The organism is Micromonospora sp. HK10 (assembly GCF_000982955.1).
In the GTDB taxonomy this organism is placed as follows: Bacteria; Actinomycetota; Actinomycetes; order Mycobacteriales; family Micromonosporaceae; genus Micromonospora.
Map to the genome: position 1 here is coordinate 1 of NZ_KQ058655.1, position 18,308 is coordinate 18,308.

Annotated in this window: 17 protein-coding genes; 3 read left to right on the forward strand and 14 right to left on the reverse strand. The window is 73.9% G+C overall.

What is annotated here, in order from left to right; genetic code table 11:
• The 12 genes from LQ51_RS01170 to LQ51_RS01225 form a co-directional block, all read right to left on the reverse strand.
• Positions 1-890, reverse strand: an 890-nt coding sequence (locus LQ51_RS01170) for a hypothetical protein (protein ID WP_046562741.1), incomplete at its 3' end; no start/stop codon positions are given.
• A gap of 102 nt (positions 891-992) precedes the next feature.
• The gene (locus LQ51_RS01175) at positions 993-1,328 is read right to left on the reverse strand and encodes a TIGR02452 family protein (protein WP_052744718.1); all 336 of its coding nucleotides are present in this window, start codon (positions 1,326-1,328) and stop codon (positions 993-995) included.
• Positions 1,329-1,389: 61 nt separating this feature from the next.
• On the reverse strand, positions 1,390-2,580 hold the full coding sequence (gene dinB, locus LQ51_RS01180) for a DNA polymerase IV (RefSeq protein WP_082159215.1): 1,191 nt from the start codon (positions 2,578-2,580) through the stop codon (positions 1,390-1,392).
• A 48-nt stretch (positions 2,581-2,628) separates the two neighbouring features.
• Entirely contained in the window at positions 2,629-3,549 is a 921-nt protein-coding gene (locus tag LQ51_RS01185; RefSeq protein WP_046562729.1) for an NADP-dependent oxidoreductase, read from the reverse strand.
• Positions 3,550-3,583: 34 nt separating this feature from the next.
• Complete coding sequence (locus LQ51_RS01190; protein WP_046562730.1) at positions 3,584-4,087, reverse strand: DUF2231 domain-containing protein; 504 nt, start codon at positions 4,085-4,087, stop codon at positions 3,584-3,586.
• Between the two features lie 74 nt (positions 4,088-4,161).
• Entirely contained in the window at positions 4,162-6,309 is a 2,148-nt protein-coding gene (locus LQ51_RS01195) for an amylo-alpha-1,6-glucosidase (RefSeq protein ID WP_046562731.1), read from the reverse strand.
• Between the two features lie 55 nt (positions 6,310-6,364).
• A complete protein-coding gene (locus tag LQ51_RS01200) occupies positions 6,365-7,111 on the reverse strand; it encodes an ABC transporter permease (RefSeq protein ID WP_046562732.1) in 747 nt (248 codons plus the stop codon).
• 142 nt (positions 7,112-7,253) lie between these two features.
• Positions 7,254-10,451, reverse strand: coding sequence for a penicillin acylase family protein (locus tag LQ51_RS01205; protein WP_046562733.1), 3,198 nt, complete (start codon positions 10,449-10,451; stop codon positions 7,254-7,256).
• Between the two features lie 229 nt (positions 10,452-10,680).
• Entirely contained in the window at positions 10,681-11,094 is a 414-nt protein-coding gene (locus LQ51_RS01210) for a VOC family protein (RefSeq protein ID WP_046562734.1), read from the reverse strand.
• 145 nt (positions 11,095-11,239) lie between these two features.
• Positions 11,240-12,373, reverse strand: coding sequence for a peptidoglycan recognition protein family protein (locus LQ51_RS01215; RefSeq protein WP_046562735.1), 1,134 nt, complete (start codon positions 12,371-12,373; stop codon positions 11,240-11,242).
• Between the two features lie 163 nt (positions 12,374-12,536).
• Positions 12,537-13,625 carry an endonuclease/exonuclease/phosphatase family protein gene (locus tag LQ51_RS01220; RefSeq protein ID WP_046562736.1) on the reverse strand — a complete coding sequence of 363 codons (1,089 nt, stop codon included), beginning with the start codon at positions 13,623-13,625 and terminating at the stop codon, positions 12,537-12,539.
• 111 nt (positions 13,626-13,736) lie between these two features.
• The gene (locus tag LQ51_RS01225) at positions 13,737-15,224 is read right to left on the reverse strand and encodes an alpha/beta fold hydrolase (RefSeq protein WP_156312943.1); all 1,488 of its coding nucleotides are present in this window, start codon (positions 15,222-15,224) and stop codon (positions 13,737-13,739) included.
• 637 nt (positions 15,225-15,861) lie between these two features.
• On the opposite strand from LQ51_RS01225, the gene LQ51_RS01230 reads away from it, so the two are divergent.
• The gene (locus LQ51_RS01230) at positions 15,862-16,161 is read left to right on the forward strand and encodes a VOC family protein (protein ID WP_046562738.1); all 300 of its coding nucleotides are present in this window, start codon (positions 15,862-15,864) and stop codon (positions 16,159-16,161) included.
• Between the two features lie 61 nt (positions 16,162-16,222).
• On the opposite strand, the gene LQ51_RS32585 is transcribed toward LQ51_RS01230, so the two are convergent.
• The gene (locus LQ51_RS32585) at positions 16,223-16,396 is read right to left on the reverse strand and encodes a hypothetical protein (RefSeq protein WP_156312944.1); all 174 of its coding nucleotides are present in this window, start codon (positions 16,394-16,396) and stop codon (positions 16,223-16,225) included.
• Between the two features lie 110 nt (positions 16,397-16,506).
• Entirely contained in the window at positions 16,507-17,010 is a 504-nt protein-coding gene (locus tag LQ51_RS01235) for a MarR family winged helix-turn-helix transcriptional regulator (protein WP_231605143.1), read from the reverse strand.
• 135 nt (positions 17,011-17,145) lie between these two features.
• On the opposite strand from LQ51_RS01235, the gene LQ51_RS01240 reads away from it, so the two are divergent.
• Entirely contained in the window at positions 17,146-18,030 is an 885-nt protein-coding gene (locus LQ51_RS01240; protein ID WP_046562740.1) for an SPFH domain-containing protein, read from the forward strand.
• Positions 18,031-18,074: 44 nt separating this feature from the next.
• The coding region (locus LQ51_RS01245) for a PadR family transcriptional regulator (protein WP_046562743.1) at positions 18,075-18,308 on the forward strand (234 nt) is incomplete at its 3' end.

Sequence of the window (18,308 nt, forward strand, 5' to 3'; positions counted from 1 at the left end):
GCCAGCGCCGCGCCGGCGGCCGTGGCGGTCGCGACCAGCAGGACGGCCAGCGCCGCGAGGGTGAGCGCGTCCGGGCGCAGCAGCGGCTGCCCCCGCAGCGCCTGCCAGGTGAGCAGCACGGTGAACACCCCGTACGCCACGCCCGCGACGGTCAGCAGCCGAAGCCGGGTCCGCTCGTCCAGCCGGTCGGTCCAGCGGTGCAGCAGCAGCGCCAGGATCGGCATCGCCTGCAGGGCGTGCAGCCCGACGAAATGCCCGATGCGCAGGTCCCCGCCCGTGGTGCTCCAGCCGAGCAGTGGCAGTCCCGGCCCGCCGTCCGGCACCCCCACGCTGTGCGCGCCGGCGATGCCCTCGACGTCCGGGGCCCGGCCGGGCAGCACCATCGGCATGGCGACCAGCATCCCGAGCAGGGTCAGCCCGAGGCCGAACCCGACCGCGCACCGGGCGACCCGGTCGGCGAGCGGCTGGCGCACCAGCACGACCCCGATGACCAGGTGCGCCGCGAACAGCACCATGATGGCCGCGCCCATCAGCTGCCAGAGCGCCGCGTCGAAAGGGGTGCTCTCGTTGTAGTGGCTGGTCCGGCCGCGCAGCACCTGCCCGACGATCACGGCCATCTCCAGCACCCCCACCGCCACCACCACGGTGCCCGCCCACTCGGCGGTGCGGCTGCGCCGGGGCAGCAGGGAGAGCATCCAGGCGAGGGTGCCGCCGTACAGGACGAAGGAGAGGCAGAACTTCAGCGGCTTGAGCCAGATCGGCACGCCGGTGAGCACGCGCGGGTCGACGGCGAGACCGACCGCGCAGACGACGGCGAGGATCGCCATCGCCGAGACGAAGAGCATCAGTGGGCGGTGCCAGTGGGCGGCCCGGTGCAGGACAGTAGTCATGCCTGTAGATGCTCGTCGGGCCGCGCGGCGGATGCGCCCGACCGGAAGCCCTGGTTGCGGCCGGTGGTCGGAGCGCCGCCTCCTACCGGGGGAGGAGGCGGATCAGTCGAACCGGGCCGTGAACGCGGTGTGCGCCGGCCCGCCGGCCCGGTCCAGCACCGCGAAGGTGACCAGGTCGAACCAGCCCGCGGCGTCGGCGAGCGCGAGGTCGAACGCCTCCGCCACGGTCGCCGGATCGTTGCCGAACACGCCGCACCCCCAGGCGCCCAGCACCAGCCGCCGGTGGCCGTGCGCGGCGGCGACGGCGAGGACCCGGGGCGAGTGGATCACCCGGTCGCTGTAGAGCAGGTCCCGCTGGCCCCGGTGGAAGTCGTAGAACCGGCCCGCGTCAATGATGTCGAGGGTGTCGCGGGCGATCGCCCGCAGCCGGGTGCTCATGATGGGCCCGATTGTGCGCCCGCCGCCCGGACGCCGACGAGCGGATTACCGGCCGGGCCGGTCAGTCCGGCAACCGGGGCAGCTCCACGCCGGGATCGCGGCCGAGCAGCACCGCCCGGGTCAGCGCCGCCGCGCCGAACCGGTCGCGGACCCGGTCGACCGCCGCGTCCAGCTCCACGCCCGGGTCGCCGGTGAACGGCAGGCTCAGCTGCACGTGCCCGCCGTCCAGGTTGCCCACCGACACCCCGACGAGGGTCACCCCGCGGGTCTCGATGTCCGGCAGCGCCGTGCGCAGCAGCGCCCGCGCCGCGTCGCGCAGCGGGCCGGTCTGCGCGGTCGGCTTCGCCAGGGTGTGCGAACGGGTGGCCCGGGTGTAGTCGCCGAAGCGCAGCCGCAGCGTCACCGTGCGCCCGGTGCGGCGGGCGTCGCGCATCCGGCCGGTCACCCGGTCGACCAGCCCGGCCAGCACGGCGTCCAGCTCGGCGGGGGAGTGCGGGCCGGCGGCGAGGGCGTGCTGGGCGCCCATCGAGGAACGGCGCCGCCCGACCTGCACCGCGCGCGGGTCCCGGTTGTGGGCGAGGGCGTGCAGGTGCCGCCCGGCCCCCGCGCCGAGCAGCGACACCAGCGCCGGCTCGTCGAGCCGGGCCACCTGGCCCACCGTGCGGATGCCGCGCTCGCGCAGCCGCGCCGCGGTCACCGGGCCGACGCCCCAGAGCCGCTCGACCGGCAGCGGATGCAGGAACGCCAGCTCGCCGTCCGGCGCGACGACCAGCAGCCCGTCCGGCTTGGCCACCCCGCTGGCCACCTTCGCCAGGAACTTCGTCCGCGCCACGCCCACCGTGATCGGCAGCCCGACCTCGGCGCGTACCGCCCGGCGCAGCGCCGCCGCGATGTCGGCGGGCGGGCCGACCAGTCGGCGCAGCCCGCCCACGTCCAGGAACGCCTCGTCGATGGAGAGGCCTTCGACCAGCGGGGTGGTCCGCCGGAAGATGTCGAACACGGCCCGGCTCGCCGCCGTGTACGCGGCCATCCGGGGCGGCACCACGAGCGCGTCCGGGCAGAGTCGGCGGGCCTGCCGGCCGCCCATCGCGCTGCGCACCCCGTACGCCTTGGCCTCGTAGCTCGCGGCCAGCACCACCACGCCGCCGCCGACGATCACCGGCCGGCCGCGCAGCCGCGGGTCGTCGCGCTGCTCGACCGACGCGTAGAACGCGTCCAGGTCGGCGTGCAGGATCGTGGCCTCGCTCGACACCCCCACATGTTCGCACACCTGTTCGATTAGTGGTGGTGGGCCGGGCGGTCAGCCGATGTCGACGGCCAGCTTGCCCAGCGAGCCCCGGAAGTCGGCCAGCGCGCGCGGCACCTCGCCCAGCGGGTAGCGCCGCTCGACCGGCACCCGGATCCGGCCGGCGACCACGTCGGCGGCGAGCCGGTCCAGCGTCCCCGGGGTCGGCTGGCCCAGCACGGAGGTGGCGGCCGGGTGCTGCTCCGGGCCGAACCCGATGGTGGACGCGAGCCGGCCGTCCGGGGCGAGCAGGCCGGCGAGCTGGTTACCGTCACCGGCCAGGTGCAGCACCGCGGACACCCCGTCCGGGGCCACCGCCCGGACCTGGCCGGCCAGGTCGCCGGTGTGGTCGACCACGTCGCCGGCGCCCAGCTCGCGGACGAAGTCGGTGGCCGCGCCGGCGCGGGCCGTGGCGATCACCCGGGCCCCGGCGGCGCGCGCGTACTGGACCGCGAACGCCCCGACGCCGCCGGTGGCCCCGGAGACGAGCACGGTGTCGCCGGGCCCGGGGGCGACGGCCGCCAGCGCGTCCAGCGCGGTGGCGCCGGCCAGCCCGAGCGCGCCCGCGTCGACCGGGTCGAGTCCGTCCGGGCGGCGGGTGACGGCGTACCCGGCGTCGACCGTCAGGTACTCGGCCCACGCGCCGTCGCCGAGGTAGGAGCGCATGACCACGCCGAACACCGGGTCACCGACCCGCAGCGGGCCGGTGCCCTCGCCCATCGCCTCGACCTCGCCGGCGAAGTCCTTGCCCAGCACCACCGGGAACCGGTACTCCATCGAGCCCCGCATCATCCCGGCGGCCGCCTTCTGGTCGAAGCCGTTGACCGAGGACGCGTGCACCCGGATGAGCACCTCGCCCGGGCCGGGGCTGGGCCGCGCCACGTCGTCGCGCGGCGTCGGGGCCGCCCCCTCGGCGTCCAGTGTGATCGCCCGCATCGGCGTTCCCTCTCGTCGCTGCGACCGGCGGTGGTCAGACGCCGCGGGTGCGGGGCCGGCCGGCGGAGCGGCGCAACGAGCTGGGCGCGTTGAGCCCGGCCTCGTCGCTGACGCTCATCCCGAGCCGTTCCACCAGCTCCCCGCCGAGCCAGCCGGTGAACCCGGCCAGGATGATGCCGGCGAAGCTGCAGATCAGCGCCCCCGCGTTCGGGTCCCAGTTGTCGGCGCCCAGGCGCAGCAGCCAGCTCACCGCGAACAGCACCACCACCACCACGTTGCCGAGGCCGTGCACCGCGCCGATCCGCTTCGCCCGGGTGCCGGCCGGGATGGCCGACCAGTCGATCAGGCCGAACACCGCCGCCACCAGCCCGCTGATGACGCCGGCGGCGATCGTGTACGCGGCGGCGATCTGGAATCCCGTCCGGTCGGTGATCAGGTACAGGATGTCGAAGATCACCGAGGTGGCGAGCAACCCCAGCGGGAACACGATCAGGGTGGGATGGATCGCGTGCCCCATCGCCCGCGCGCGACTCTCCATGCCGGTCCTCCTGTTCTCGGGCCCCAGGCCGGGCCTGGATTCCCCGCCTCGGCCGGATCACACCTGCGGGCCGGTCAGGGCTGGCGGGGCCGGGAGACGGCCTGGCGGGGGGCGCGCCGGGCCACCATCAGCCGGTCGCCGCGGGTGGTCACCGAGATCCGGCCGCCGCGCCGGCGCCGTACCGTCAGGTCGACCGTCGCCCGGCCCACCCGCAGCCCTTCCAGCCGCAGGTCGGGCAGCCAGTCGGGCAGGTGCGGGTCGATGAGGACGGTACGCAGCGGCGCGGCCGGGCGCAGCGCCAGCAGCGCCTGGACCAGGGCGACCACCGCGCTGGCCGACCAGGCCTGCGGCGAGCAGGAGTCCGGGTAGACCCCCGGATGCGGATGGTCCGCGTCGCGGGGCAGGCCGCTGAGCACCTCGGGCAGCCGGTGCTCGGTGAACAGCCCGGCCGCCGAGAACATCCCCTCGGCCAGCCGGTGCAGCTGCGGCCAGCAGCCGTACCGGGCCAGCCCGAGACCGATGGTGCCCGCCTCCACCGGCCACACGCTGCCCCGGTGGTAGCTGAACGGGTTGTACGCCGGATGGTCGGCCGAGAGCGTACGGACGCCCCAGCCGCTGAACATGTCCGGGGCGAGCAGCCGCTCGGCCACCCGCGCGGCGGCCCGGCGCGGCACGATCCCGGTGGCCAGCAGGTGCCCGTCGTTGGAGTTGGTCGAGCGCACCGGCCGCTTGTCCGGCCCGAGCGCCATCGCGTAGCAGCCCCGTTCGGCCAGCCAGTACGCCTGGTGGAAGCGGCGGCGCAGCGCCCGCGCCCGGGCCAGCAGGGCGGCGCCCCGGGCCGGGTGGCCGGTGAGCGTGAACACCACCGCCGCGTGCCGCAGGCCCGCGTACCAGTAGGCCTGCAGCTCACTGGTGGCGATCGGGTTGGGCACCACCTGCCCGTGCTCGTCGACGATCGCGGTGTCGGAGTCCTTCCAGCCCTGGTTCTTCAACCCGCCCCGGGACCGGCAGTGGTACTCCAGGAACCCGTCGCCGTCGGGGTCGCCGTACCGCTCGATCCAGCCCAGCGCGCGCCGGGCGGTGGGCAGCAGCTCCCTTACCGTGTCCAGGTCGCCGGTCCAGGCCAGGTACTGGCCGAGGAAGACCAGGAAATCCGGCGCGGTCGACCAGTCGCCGTAGTAGCGGTCGAACGGGTTGAGCCCGAGCACGGAGACCGGCCCCTGCCGGGCCTCGTGCAGCGGCTTGCCCGGTTCCTCGTCGCGCCAGTCGTCCAGCCGCCGGCCGAGGTGCGCGGCGTTGAGCCGTAGGCTGTCGGCCAGCATGGTGGGCCCGGCCAGCAGGGCCTGCCAGGACGAGGTCATCGTGTCCCGGCCGAAGATCTCCTGGTAGATGGGGAGCCCGGCGATCGGCGCGGTGGGTCCGGCCGGCTCGCCGAGCGGCAGCACGGACAGGTCGGCCACCGCGCACCGCCAGGCCGCCGTGACGTCGAAGTTGCTGCTGTGCAGCCGGGTGAGTTCCCCGGCCAGCCGGGCGCGGGCCCGCGCGGCCGGATCGCCCGGCTCGTCGTAACCGGCGTCCGGGGCGGCCAGCCGCTGCCCGTCGAAGACCGGTTCCACCAGCACGTCCACCCGGGCGCTGCCGCCCGGCGGCACGGTGAGGTCGACGGTGAAGGCGCCGCCGGCGTAGCCGACCGGGGCGTCGCCGGTCACCCGGACCGCCACCGCCCGGTCCAGGTCGTCGCGCCGGTAGGTCAGGCGCAGCTCGCCCGCCGCCGGGTCCCAGGCCGCGTCGACGGCGCCGTGCTGCAACCGCCGGCCGGTCTCGGCCTCGCTGGTGTCGGCGAAGTCCGCCTCGAATCCCAGCCGCAGCGGGCAGCGCATCGGGCCGGCGGCGTAGCTGACCACGGTGAGCCGGGTGCGCAGCCCCGGCCCGACGAACCGTTCGATCAGCAGGTACGCGGCCCGCGACGGCAGCTGCTCCCGGTCGCCCAGCTCGGCGTACGACAGCTGGGCGTGCCCGCGCACGTTGGCCGTGCTGAACGGCACCGGCGACCGGCCGGCGACCTCGATCCGTTCGCGGCTGAGCACCCGGGTGTTGCGGGCGAAGAACCCCTGCGGGTCGGTGCCACCGATCCGGCCCCGCACGTCGGTGACCAGCGTGCTCCACCCGCTCGCCACGTAGAGCAGGTCGGGCCGGACGCGCTGGTTGTGGACGCGGACCATCGGGCCGGCTGTACCCCTTACCGGCGCTGGTACACCCGGCCCGTCCCGCGCGCCCTCACGGCCCGGCGCGAGCGCGGTCGCGCACGATCAGCTCCACCGCGAGCGCGATCGCCACCGCCTCGACCGCCAGCAGGGTGAGCAGGATCAGCAGCTGGGTGGCGCCCGCCTGGACCGGTCCGGCCCCGCCGAGCAGCACGCCGACGAACGCGCCGGGCAGGGTGACCAGCCCGACCGTCCGGGTCTGGTCCAGCGCGGGGACGAGCGCCTGCCCGGCGGCCGGCCGGCAGATCTCCACCGCGGCGTCGCGGGGGAGCAGGCCCAGGGCCAGCCCGGCCTCGTACTCGCCGTGCCGGGTGCGCAGCTCGTCGAGGGTGCGCCGGCCGGCCAGGCTGGTCGCGGTCATCGCCCCGCCGATCAGGATGCCGGCCGTGGGGAGCACCACCAGGGGTGTGGCGGGCAGCGCCCGGGTGGCGAGCAGGACGCCGAGGCTCGGGGTGACCCCGGCCGCGATCGCCAGGGGGGCGACCCGGCGTGGGCCGGGCGGCCCGATCCGGCGGTACGCGGTGATGCTGGCGACGACGTACATGAGCAGGACGAACAGCCCGGTGCTCCACCAGGCGCGCAGCACGGCGACGATGACCAGCGAGACGACGCCGAGCTGGGCGGTCGCCCGGGCCGCGGCGGTCAGGACGGTCCGGCCCCGGCCGAGCCCGCTCAGCCGCAGCACGGCCGCCCCCGCCACGGTCAACCCGAGCAGGGCGGCGACCAGCGTCGGCCCGATCGGCACCGTGCCGCCGCTCATCGCCCGGCCCGCCGGGCGTACCGGATGGTGTCGTCGGCGCCGGTCACCGGAAGATCGTAAGCGGGTCGGCCGGCCGGCGGTGGTGATCCGCCGGCCGGCCGGTCAGGTCAGCTCAGGTCAGCTCAGGTCAGCTCAGGTCAGGTCATCGGGCGTAGGCCTCGAACTCGTAGAGCGAGAAGCCGTACGAGGTGGCCCGCTTCACCCCGTACATCCGCAGGTAGCGGGCGGTGACCGGGGCGAAGGTCAGGTTGTCGACCCCGCCGTTGCCGGCGGTGGTGCTGAACACCGGCTGCCAGTTCGTGCCGTCCCCGGAGACCTCGATCCGGTACGCGCTGCCGTACGCGCTCTCCCAGCGCAGCACCACCCGGCTGACGGTGCGGGCGGAGCCCAGGTCGACCCGCAGCCACTGGTTGTCGTTGTAGCTGCTGCCCCACCGGCTGCCCAGGCTGCCGTCGACCGCCTTGTCGGGGGTGTTGCTGGTGAGGAACTGGGTGCTCGACGCGGTGGCGGTCCGCCCCTGGGCCAGGTTGGTGATGGTGTCGCCCCGGCGCGCCGGGAAGGAGACGACCTGCTGGTAGGTGGGGCGGTTCTGCCAGGCGATCAGCGGGTGGGTGATGCCGCCGAGCCCCGACTGGGCGATGGTGTCGGCGCACCACTGGTCGCCGGCCCCGCAGTGCGAGTCGCCTGGGTAGACCGTGCCGGCCGGCAGCGCCGCGGCCTGGCCGAGGGTGTCGAGCAGGGCCTGCCGGCAGGCGCTCAGGCTGCCGTTGCCGCAGTACGTGCGCCCGAGGCCGCCGGCCACCGGGTCGCCGAGCACGGCCCGGATGTCCTTGTCGACGTAACCCCACCAGCCGTACTGGAACGCGGAGCCCTTGTGTGGCTGGCCCTGGGCCGCCCAGACGGCGGTGCCGTCGCGGCCCCCGTTCTGGCCGCCGGAGGGCGCCTCGTTGACCTCGATGGCGTCGACGAGGGCGGCGTAGAGGTCGCCGCCGAGGCCGGGGCGGAACTGCGCGGCGGCCAGCAGCGGCCACCAGGCGTCGAAGATCCGGATCGCGTCGGCGTGCTGGTACACCTTCGAGCCGGCGGCCGTCTCCACCCGCTTGGCGCCGGCCCGCTGCCAGGCCTGCAGCTTGGTCACCGCGTCGGCCAGCGCCGGGTCGGTGACCGGCTGGCTGGTCAGCACCCGCAGCAGGTTGCCGAGCACCTCCTGACCGCGCAGGTCGGTGACGGCCGCGTCGGCCATGATCCGGACCACGCCGGCCCGGTCCAGCTTGCCCTGGGCGAGCGCCGCGCGTACCCGGCCGTCGAGCAGGTCGGCGCGGTGCACCGCGCCGTAGCTGAAGTTGCCGTCCGCGGCGCCGTAGTCCCGGGCCTGCTTGTTGTTCCAGCTGACGTAGTAGTCCTGGTTCACCGACTGCGGGTGGGCGCCGGTCGGGGCGTAGCTGGCGGTGTTCGTGTCCGGGTCCCAGCCCTGCCACTCGTAGGCCGCCTCGGCGCGGGTGGGCAGGTTCGGGTCGGCGCCGGCCGGACGCACCGGGTTGCTGCCGGAGTTGTAGTACGCCGCCTCGGTGGAGTTGACGTAGAACCAGTTGAACGCGTAGCCGACGGCGGCGGCGGACTGCTGGAACGCCGCCGCGGAGCCCATCGCGGCCGGGTCGTTGTAGGCCTGGAAGCCGATCGCGGAGTCCGCCTCGTGCCGGTAGGTGGAGCGCAGCTTGGTGAAGGCGGTGGGCTGTCCGTTCACCGTGCCCCGGTACGCCACCAGGCCGTACCGGGTGCGCAGCGCCCGCAGCGTGTACGAGCCGGCCGGGGTCGAGTCGGCCACGGTGGGCGACCAGGAGTTGGTGTGCTCCAGCACCTCCATGGCCACGCACTGGCCGTGGTAGAGGTAGCGGTTGGACCGCAGCGTCGGGGCGCTGCCGTCGGTGGTGCAGAGCGGCACCGCGTACGTGTCGGTGAGGTCCTGGCTGGCCGAGGTGGCGCTCCAGGCGTAGTCCTGGCCGCGGCCGAGCAGCACGTAGAGGTTGAGGCCGGCGAAGGCGGCGCCCCGGGCACTCACGCCGGGGCCCTGCAGCTCCTGGAGCATCAGCAGTTGCGGGGCGAAGTAGCCGGTCTGCGGGCCGAACACGGCGACCGGGTTGCCGCTGGTGGTGTGCCGTCCGGAGATCACCACGGCGTTGGACATGCCGTGCGCCTTCAGGCCGGCGAGCCCGCTGAGCAGCCCGTCGGTGCTGCTGGCGGTGCTCTTCGCCGCGGCGGCGCCGGCGGAGCCGGTCCGGTTGTAGACCTGCGGTTCGGCGGTGACGGTGCCGGCGTCCGGCAGCGCCACGCCGGGCGCGTTGTCCGGGGCGCCACCGTACGGGAAACTCTGTCCGTCGTGGAGGGTGAGCACGGTCTCCGGGTCGTTCTGCTGCCGGAACGCCCGCCAGACCTGGTCGCCGGTGGTGGCGCCGAACTTGGCGCGGGCGGCGATCCGGACCAGCGCGGACTGGATCTCCGATCCGCCGCCGCCACCGAAGAGCCCGCCGACGACGCCGGCGGTGGCGATCAGGTCGGTCATGGTGAAGTGCGTCGGCTTCCCGTTGCCGGTCAGCACGTACTCGCCGGGGTAATTGTCGTCCGCGATCGACTTGTCGATGTAGGCGTTGACGCCGGCGATGTAGTCGGTGACGTCGGTGTAGAGCTGCTGGCCCCGGGTGCCCTTCTGGCGCAGGGCGTCGACCTGGGCCTGGAGGTCGGCCTCGGTGTAGGGGGAGTTGGCCCAGATGCTCTGCTCGAGGTCGCGGTTGCCGGGCGCGCCGCCGGCGAAGGAGGTGAGGGTGCCGCGGCCGGCGTGCCGGAGCAGGTCCATCACCCAGAGCCGGTCCTGGGCGCCGGCGTAGCCGGCCCCGAACATGGTGCCGGAACGGGTGGTGCCGGTGACGTGCGGTACGCCGGTGGCCTTGTCCCGCACGATGGTGACGTCCGAGCGGGGCTGGATCCGGCTCTCCACCTGGGCGTCGGGCACGCCGAACGAGGCGTCGTTGTAGAACTGGGCGATCTGCTCGTCGGTCACCCCGGCGTAGTGGTAGACCAGGTTCGCGTACTCGTCGAGCTGGTCGCTGGAGTGCGCGGGGCGGGTGCCGAGGACCTGGTGGGCCAGGATCCCGGCGAGGGTGGCGTTGCCGTTCTCGCCGGGCGGCAGGATGTCGGCGCACTGGCCGAGGCAGTAGTCGTTGGGGGCGAAGGTGGTGGCGGCGAGGGCCGGTGACGGTGGGACGACCGTCAGGACGCTCGCCGCGGCGGTGAGGGCCGCGGTCAGCGCGGCGATCCGGGTGCGGGTGGTGGTGGGACGGGGCATGCGGATTCCTCCGGGGTGCGGAGTCGGGCCGGGGGTCACGCCCGGCTGCCGCGGTGCCGACGTCTCGCCCTCCGCGCCCGGGCGTCATACCCGGAGGTGAGAGTGACTCATATCTACCTGGCGGTAATGATTGATCGCGTTCCATGCCTCGGGATAGGTGCTGTTCACCAGGCGCCAATGCCGACCTATCGCCTGGATCGGGACGGGCGGCATCGCCCGGGGGGGCGGGTCAGGCCGAGGGTGACGCGATGTTGACCATCCAACCGATGCCGAACCGGTCGACGCACATGCCGAACTCGTCGCCCCACATCTGCTTCTCCAGCGGCACCGTCACGGTGCCGCCCACGACGAGCCGCGCCCAGTAGCCGCGCAGCTCGTCGGCGTCGTCCCCGCTGAGGCTGATCGCGATGTTGGTGCCCGGACGGTATTCCATCTCCGGCGGGGTGTCGGAGGCCATCAGGGTGAACCCCCGATCGGTCTCCAGCATGGCGTGCATGACCTGGTCGGCCACCGCCGGCTCCGGGTTGCCAAACTCGCCGAAGGTGCTCACGGCCAGGTTGCCGCCGAACACGTCCTGGTAGAACTCCATGGCCTGCCGCGCGTTGTCGCGGAAGCTGAGGTACGGGTTGAGTCGAGACGCCATCGTGCGACCCTCCTTCGTGGTGGACGAGGGCCATGGTCGCAGCCGGGTGTGCCGGCGACAACGAAGCGTGACGGCGAGTCGCCCACGGGCCGGACGCGGTGGGACGGCGCCGTTGCCGCCCCACCGCTGTCCCGCCGGTGCGGCGTCAGTGCTGCTTGAACGCCTGCCGCACCACGCCCCCCACCAGGGCGCACCAGGTGGTGGTGTCGACTTTGCCGTGCGCCGGCAGGCCGTGCAGGCGCTGCAGGTCCTGGAGCGCCTTCTTGGTCACCCAGTCGTACGCGCCGGTGACCGCGACGTCGGCGTAGCCCTTCAGGTTGAGCATGAACTGCACCGCGCTCACCGGGATGCCGGTGGCGTCCCGGTCCAGTTCCGGGGCGAGGGTCTCCCAGGTCGGCGCGGTGAGCGTGGCGTCGATGTCGACCGGAATGTGGTTCCTCGCCTGCCAGTCCTGCACGGCCGCGACGGTGGCCGCGTCGAAGACGCCGGTGACCGGGACGGCGTAACCGCGGAAGGTGAGCAGGTACTGGGCGACCTGCACCACCGGGCCGCCGACGAAGCGCCAGATGTCCGGCCAGCGGCGGGCCGGCACGTCGGCCAGGTCGGTGCCGAGCTCGGCGAAGACCCGGCGGCGCAGCGCCGGGAACTCCCGGTAGAACATCGCGCCCGGGCACTGGGTGGCGCGGAAGTCCCAGTGGCCGAAGATGTCGTGGGCGTGCAGCCCGTACTGGCGGCAGACCGTGGTGCAGAGCTTGACCAGCGAGTCGAGCAGCTCCTGCGGCGGCGTCTCGGTGACGTAGGTGCCCTCGTTCTCGATGCCGATGGCGCGGCCGTTCTCGCCGGGGCAGTGCGCCGAGATCATCTGCCGGTCACCGGCCCGCAGCCGCTCCAGGCTGCCGTGCCGGCCCTCGGTGACGTAACCGCCCCGGCTGACCGTGAAGTGCTGCCCGGTGTCGGACCAGCGGTTGACGTCCATGTGCAGGTCCTGGCAGTCCCGGGCCAGCTGCTTGGCGTGTTCCTCGGAGTAGTCCGTGACGTTCGGGAACGCCATGTGGTGCACGATGATCTTGTTGGTGGCGATCGCGCTGATCGACAGCGGGTCCGCCGGCGGGCGGGCGCCCCACTCGTCGCAGCTGAGGATCCAGTCGAGGTCTGCGCCCGGCTCGGCCCGCGCGGCGGCCGGGAAGGCGAGTTCGCTCCCGACGACCGCGACCGCGGCGGCGCCGAGTCCGGCCCGCAGCAGGGTGCGGCGATCCAGCTCGGGGTAATCGAAGTGCATGGCTTCTCCTCTGTGGCCGGCCGGGGGTGGCCAGGCGGCACGCGGGAACGGGGGTGGCCCGTCCGGGGGTGAAAAGTAGCTCCAACAGGCTCGCGTGAAGTGGAGGATATTGCCAACCCCGGTGCCTGCGCTAGAGGCGGCGCCGATCGATGTGGACCAGCCGTCAGCGCAGCGCGAGCGTCGCGGCGTGCCCGAGGTGGTCCGAGGCCCAGCGGCCGTCGGGCGTGCGACGTTCGGTGCCGAAGACCTCGCTGCACAGCGGTGTGACCCGGCCGCGGACCAGGATCAGGTCGACCCGGTGCTCGAGGCTGTCGGCCGGCTGGTCCAGGTCGACTCCGAGGTCCACGGTGTAGCCGGGGTCGCGGCGGTGCAGCACCGGCCAGGTGTCGCGCAGGCCGAACGCCAGCAGCACCAGGTAGGCGAGCCGGTCGTCGAGGGCCTCCTGGTCGGGCCCGGTGTTCAGGTCGCCGACCAGGATGACCGGCCGGACCGTCCGCAACGGGCCCTCCGCCAGCTCCACGGCCTGCCGCAGCCGCACGATCGGGTCCACCGCCTCGAGGTGGGTGTTGACGAAGCGGAACGGCCGCCGGTCCAGCGTCGCGTCCACCGCGGTCCAGGCGAACGCCAGGGTCGCGGTGGTGCCGGTGGCGGGGATGGTGACCACGACGTTGTGCTGGAACTGCGCCTGGGCGGTGCCGGTCACCCGCACCGGGCTGCCCTGCCGCACCAGGATCACGTCCCGCAGCGTCAGCCGGACGTCGAACCGGAACGGGTCACCCGCCGGGGCCTCCAGGTCGGCCTCGTCCTGGCTGACCGCCACCCGGTAGCGCTGCCCGGTGGCGGCCAGGGCGGCCTGCAGGATGGCCAGGTAGTCGGCGCGTACCGTGGTGGCCGGCCGTGGGTCGAAGATCGGCCCGGTCCGCCAGAGCGCCACCTCCTGCAGGCCGACCAGGTCGGGCCGCCGCTCGCGGATCTCCGCGGCGAGCAGCCGGGCGCGGGCGGGGAAGTCCATCCGGTCGGCGTGCTCGACCAGGGCCGCGTTGGCCTGCAGGAACTCGGGCAGGTTCTGCGCCGCGACCGACGGGCCGAGGTCGCCGCCGAAGAAGACGTTGCGGGTCAGCACCCGCACGTCGCGCGTGCGACCGTGCGCGGAGGCGGGCGCCGCCAGCGAAATCGTGCCGGTCACCGCCAGGACGAGCGCGGTGACGAGCCGGACCAGTCGGTGCTGCGTGAAACGTGACGTTCTGCCCATGTTCCGCACGTTAGCGGGGTGCTGGGCCGGTTCATTCCTTCATCGGGCGTCTTTACCCCTCCGGGCGATCCCGCCCATCCGGCCGACCAGCCGCCGGGCTCACCGGTCACCTCAGGGGAGGGGGCTCAGCACGCCGCTCTCGTTGACCAGGAACCGTCCGGTGGAAGCGCCGTTGACGGTGCCGTTCCTGATCCACTCCACCAGCGCCGCGCGCAGGGTGGCGTGCGGGCCGGCCCAGGGCACGTGCGGCCGGCCGCCGTACGGGATGCCCGACGACGGCGTGCAGCGCGGCCCGGCACAGCCCTCGAGGAGCAACGCGTGGCTCGCGCACGCCACCTTCACCAGGATCTTGTTGGTCATCGAGGGCGGCAGGGCGCCGTAGATGGTGTCCGCGTTGCCCACCGCGCTGGTGGTGTCCTCGACCCCGTGCAGGACAAGGGTCGGTGGCGTCAGTTGACCGGCCACGGCCGTGTTCCAGCCGTAGCTGGAGAAGACCGGACTGCGGGCCAGACCGGTCGGGTGGCCGGGAACGTCCCCGCCCCACCGCAGGCCCGTGCTCTCCTCCGCCAGCACCTGCCGCCACAGTCGGCCGGGACTGCCCGGGACGACGTGGCCGGTGCAGGCCGTCTCGCGCTCCGCCGGCATCTGCCAGGTGCTGGCGACGTCCGCCGCGTCGTAGACGCGCAACGGGAAGGTGGCCCAGCCCGTCGGGGGCGTCGGCTCCTCGGTCGAGTTGTTGAGGAACAGCGACGACAGGAAGACGACCCGGTTCACCTTCGCGATGTACCGGTCGCTCTGCGGCAGCAGCGGGTTCGGGTTCGCGGCGTACAGCGTGCGGGCGACGTGCTGCCCGCCCGCCGAGTAGCCCACCAGGGTGACCCTGCCGTCCGAGGGCCGGGCCCGGGCGATGGCGTCGTCGATGACCTGGCGGATGTCGCGCACGAAGGTGTCGACCCGGGCGAACCGCAGATGGCTGGAGTGGGACCGCCGCTGCCCGTCCAGCGGATGGGTGAACAGCAGTTCCGGCGAGCCCTGCTGGTCGAGGGGGAAGGCCGCGACGTGGGTACGGTCGCACCCCGCCGGGTACCCGCAGGTGCCGTCCGGCTCGTACCCGGGCAGGCTCGCGTTGCCCGGATCGTCCAGGCCGTGCGCGAACCGCGTCGAGCGGCCGTAACCGAGCAGGTTGGGGGCGAAGGTGTCGACGCCCGCCCGAGCGAGCGCCCGCTGGACGCTGAGGTCGCCGCCCTCCGGCGCCCGCTGGCGCAGGTCGAACACGGGTGGTCCGTAAACGGTCCGGCCGTGGATCAGCACGGCGGCCCGGCTGGGCACCGAGCGGCACCGGCCGTGCGCGTACACCGGGCGCACCCGATGCACCTGCAGGTGGGCGCGGAGCCCGTCGAACTGGGCGTCGGGCATCAGCCCGGCCGGCACCGTGAACGGCAGCCAGTGGTCGCTGGCCCGCACACCGGTCGGAACCGTGTCGCAGGCGGCGGTCAGGGAGACGCGGCCGACGGCGGCCGTCGAGGTGGCAGCGGTGATCGCGGTGACCGCGAGGATCGTCACCGCCGCCCTGGCGAGTGCGCGTCGTGTTCCGGACATGGGGACTCCTCACCTGGGCGGGGCCGCGCGGTCCCGCGGGGTCGTGGCGACTGACCACTCCGGGCGGTGACGCCGGGTGGTCGCTGAGCGGCGCGAGCCCGGCCGCGACGGCGGCCGGACGGGCGGCATTCCGCAAGGGGCGGTCCGGGGGCGGTGAGTGCGTGGTGGACGGGAACGGCGCCGCTTGCGCGAATCGGGTCTCGACGCGTGCGCAGTGGCTGCCGGGGTGCCAGGAGCGGCGAAGGTGCCCGGGGTGCTCGTATCGTGGCTGTCGCGTCGCGACGTCCCGGGTACCGGGTCACCGGCCCGCCGTGGGGGCGCCCCTGATGCTGCTCGGGTCACGGTGCCGCGTCAACGCCGGGACTTCTCGCCAATTGGCGGTTGGGGTGGTAGCGGCCAAGTGCTGCATTCGGACCGGATCGAAAATTGGTTGACACGTCGGCTTTCTGGCCCGTGTCTCGCACAAGGGGGGTAGAAATGCGCCGATGGTCGAACAAAGTTCTCTGCGGAAGGGGCGGCTCGCTCGCCCGAGATCGTGTCATGCCGGGCCTTCGGTGTCCATCGTGAAGCGATCGGCCCACCTGCCGCGACAGGATCGCCCGGGCTGCCTGGAGGCATGATGCCTACGTCCCCGCCAGTGATCTCGGTGATGCTGATCGTGCCGGACGCCCGCGCCGCGATCGAGTGGTACCGGACCGCGTTGGGCGCGACGGAACTGTGGGACCTCGGTGGTGTGGCCGGCCTCGAGATCGGCGGCGCACCATTCTTCCTGTACGAGGCCGATCCGACGAATCCGGCGGAGGCCGCTCCGGGCCGAGCGGGGGTCACCAGCACCCGCGTCGAGGTGTTCGTCGATGACCCCCACGGCTTCATCGAACGTGCCGTGTCCGCCGGCGCGGGTGCGGGGGCGCCCATCGAGGAGCCTGGTCGGTCTTGAGCGCGTGGTTCCGGGCGGTCCGACGACCGGGGGCGACTTCCGGCGGCGCGGGAGTCGGGTGTCAGTCGTGGGCCGGGTCGTGGTGGGGGTGGGTCAGCCCTTCGGCGATGCCCTCGATCGTCTGGACCAGGTAGTCGAAGTCGGGCACCGCGACCCGCTCCGCGCGCTCGTGCAGGTTCGCCGTGGTGACCGTGTCGTCGATCCGGGCCACCTCGTGCCGTCCGTCGCGCTCCATGGCTGCCTCCCTCATCCGGGGCGGCGCTGGACCGGCAGCGCCGTCAGGCCATTCCGTGCACAGACCAAGCATTGCACTGTGCAACCGATCCTGCCAGGGGCGATGACACCTCAGGCGTCGACGGCGGCCTCCTCGTCCCGGGCGGCGAAGCCGAGCCACCACTCCTGCTCGGGCACCTCGCCCGCGGCGGCGGCGAACGCGGCCAGCGCCTCGGTCACCGCCGGTTGCCAGTAGTCCGCCGTGGCCGCCACGATCCGGGCCAGTTCCTCCCGGCGGCGCCGGATCACCTCCGCCACCAGCCGCTGCCCGGCCGGGGTGACGCGCAGCCGGACCACCCGCCGATCGGCGGTGGAGCGGGTGCGGCGGATCAGGCCCTTGCGGATGAGCCGGTCGCACATCCGGGTCCCGGTCGACGGCGCGACCTGCAACTCCGCCGAGATGTCCGCGGCGCGCTGCGGGCCCCGGGTCGCCAGCACGACCAGCGCCCGGAACTGCGGCAGGGTGACGTCGGCGTCCAGGTCGGCGAGGGACCGGGCGGCCAGCCCGACGAAGGCCCGGCTGGCGGCCATCAGTGCCTCGACGGCCCGCTCGGCGTCCGGCGCAGGTGGTGGCATGCCGACCATCATCGCAGTCCGCCCGGGCCGCGCCCGGCGTCCGGACCGGCGGCGCGGGCAGGGCGCAGGCGTGCCGGGCGGCGAAACGGGTACGCGCGGCGCCGGAGGCGCGCGCCTCCGGGATCGAGGGGACCCATGGGAGCCGCCGTCGCCATCACGCTGGTCGTCATCGCCGCGGTCGTCGTGCTGGTGCTGTCGTCGAGCGTCCGGCTGGTGCAGCAGTACCAGCGGGGCGTGGTGTTCCGCTTCGGCCGGGTGCTGGACCGCATCCGGCAGCCCGGCTTTCAGCTGATCGTTCCGCTCGCCGACCGGATGGTCCGGGTGAGCATGCAGACGACGGTGATCGGGGTGCCGGCGCAGGGCGTCATCACCCGGGACAACGTCACCCTCACGGTCGACGCGGTGGTCTACTACCGGGTGGTCGATCCGGTGAAGGTGCTGGTCAACGTGCGCGACTATTCCTCGGCGGTGCTCCAGGTGGCGCAGACCGCGTTGCGTTCGGTGGTCGGCAAGGCCGACCTGGACACCCTGCTGCGCGACCGCGACCGGATCAACGCCGAGCTGAAGTCCGTCATCGACGCGCCCACCGAGAAGCCGTGGGGCCTGCTCATCGAGCGGGTCGAGGTGAAGGACGTGGCGCTGCCGGAGGGGATGAAGCGGTCGATGTCCCGCCAGGCCGAGGCCGAGCGGGAACGCCGCGCCCGGGTGATCGCGGCGGACGGCGAGTACCAGGCTTCGCGGCGGCTCGCCGACGCCTCCCGGGCGATGGCGGACACGCCCGGGGCGTACCAGCTGCGGCTGCTGCAGACCGTGGTGGACGTGGCTGCGGAGAAGAACAGCACCCTGGTCATGCCGTTCCCGGTGGAGCTGCTGCGCTTCTTCGACGAGGTCGCCGGCGGCGGCCGCGGGCGATCGGCCGCCACCGAACCGGAGCGGCGCCAGGAGCCGTCCCCGCTCGGCCCGGTGACCGGGAAGGTGGCGGCGGCCGCCGAGGGGGACGGGCACCGGGGCGGCGGGTAACCGGGGCACGTGAATATACCGGTTGCCGGTATATGCTGTCCGCCATGGCCGACAGTCCACTTCGGGAACCCACCTTCCTGGTCCTCACCGCGCTGGCAGAGACACCCCAGCACGGCTACGCCGTCATCGAGGACGTGCGGCGCATCTCCGACGGCCGGGTTCGGCTGCGCGCCGGCACCCTCTACGCCGTCCTCGACCGGCTCCGCGCCGACGGCCTCATCGAGGTCGATCGGGAGGAGATCGTCCAGTCCCGGCTGCGCCGCTACTACCGGCTCACC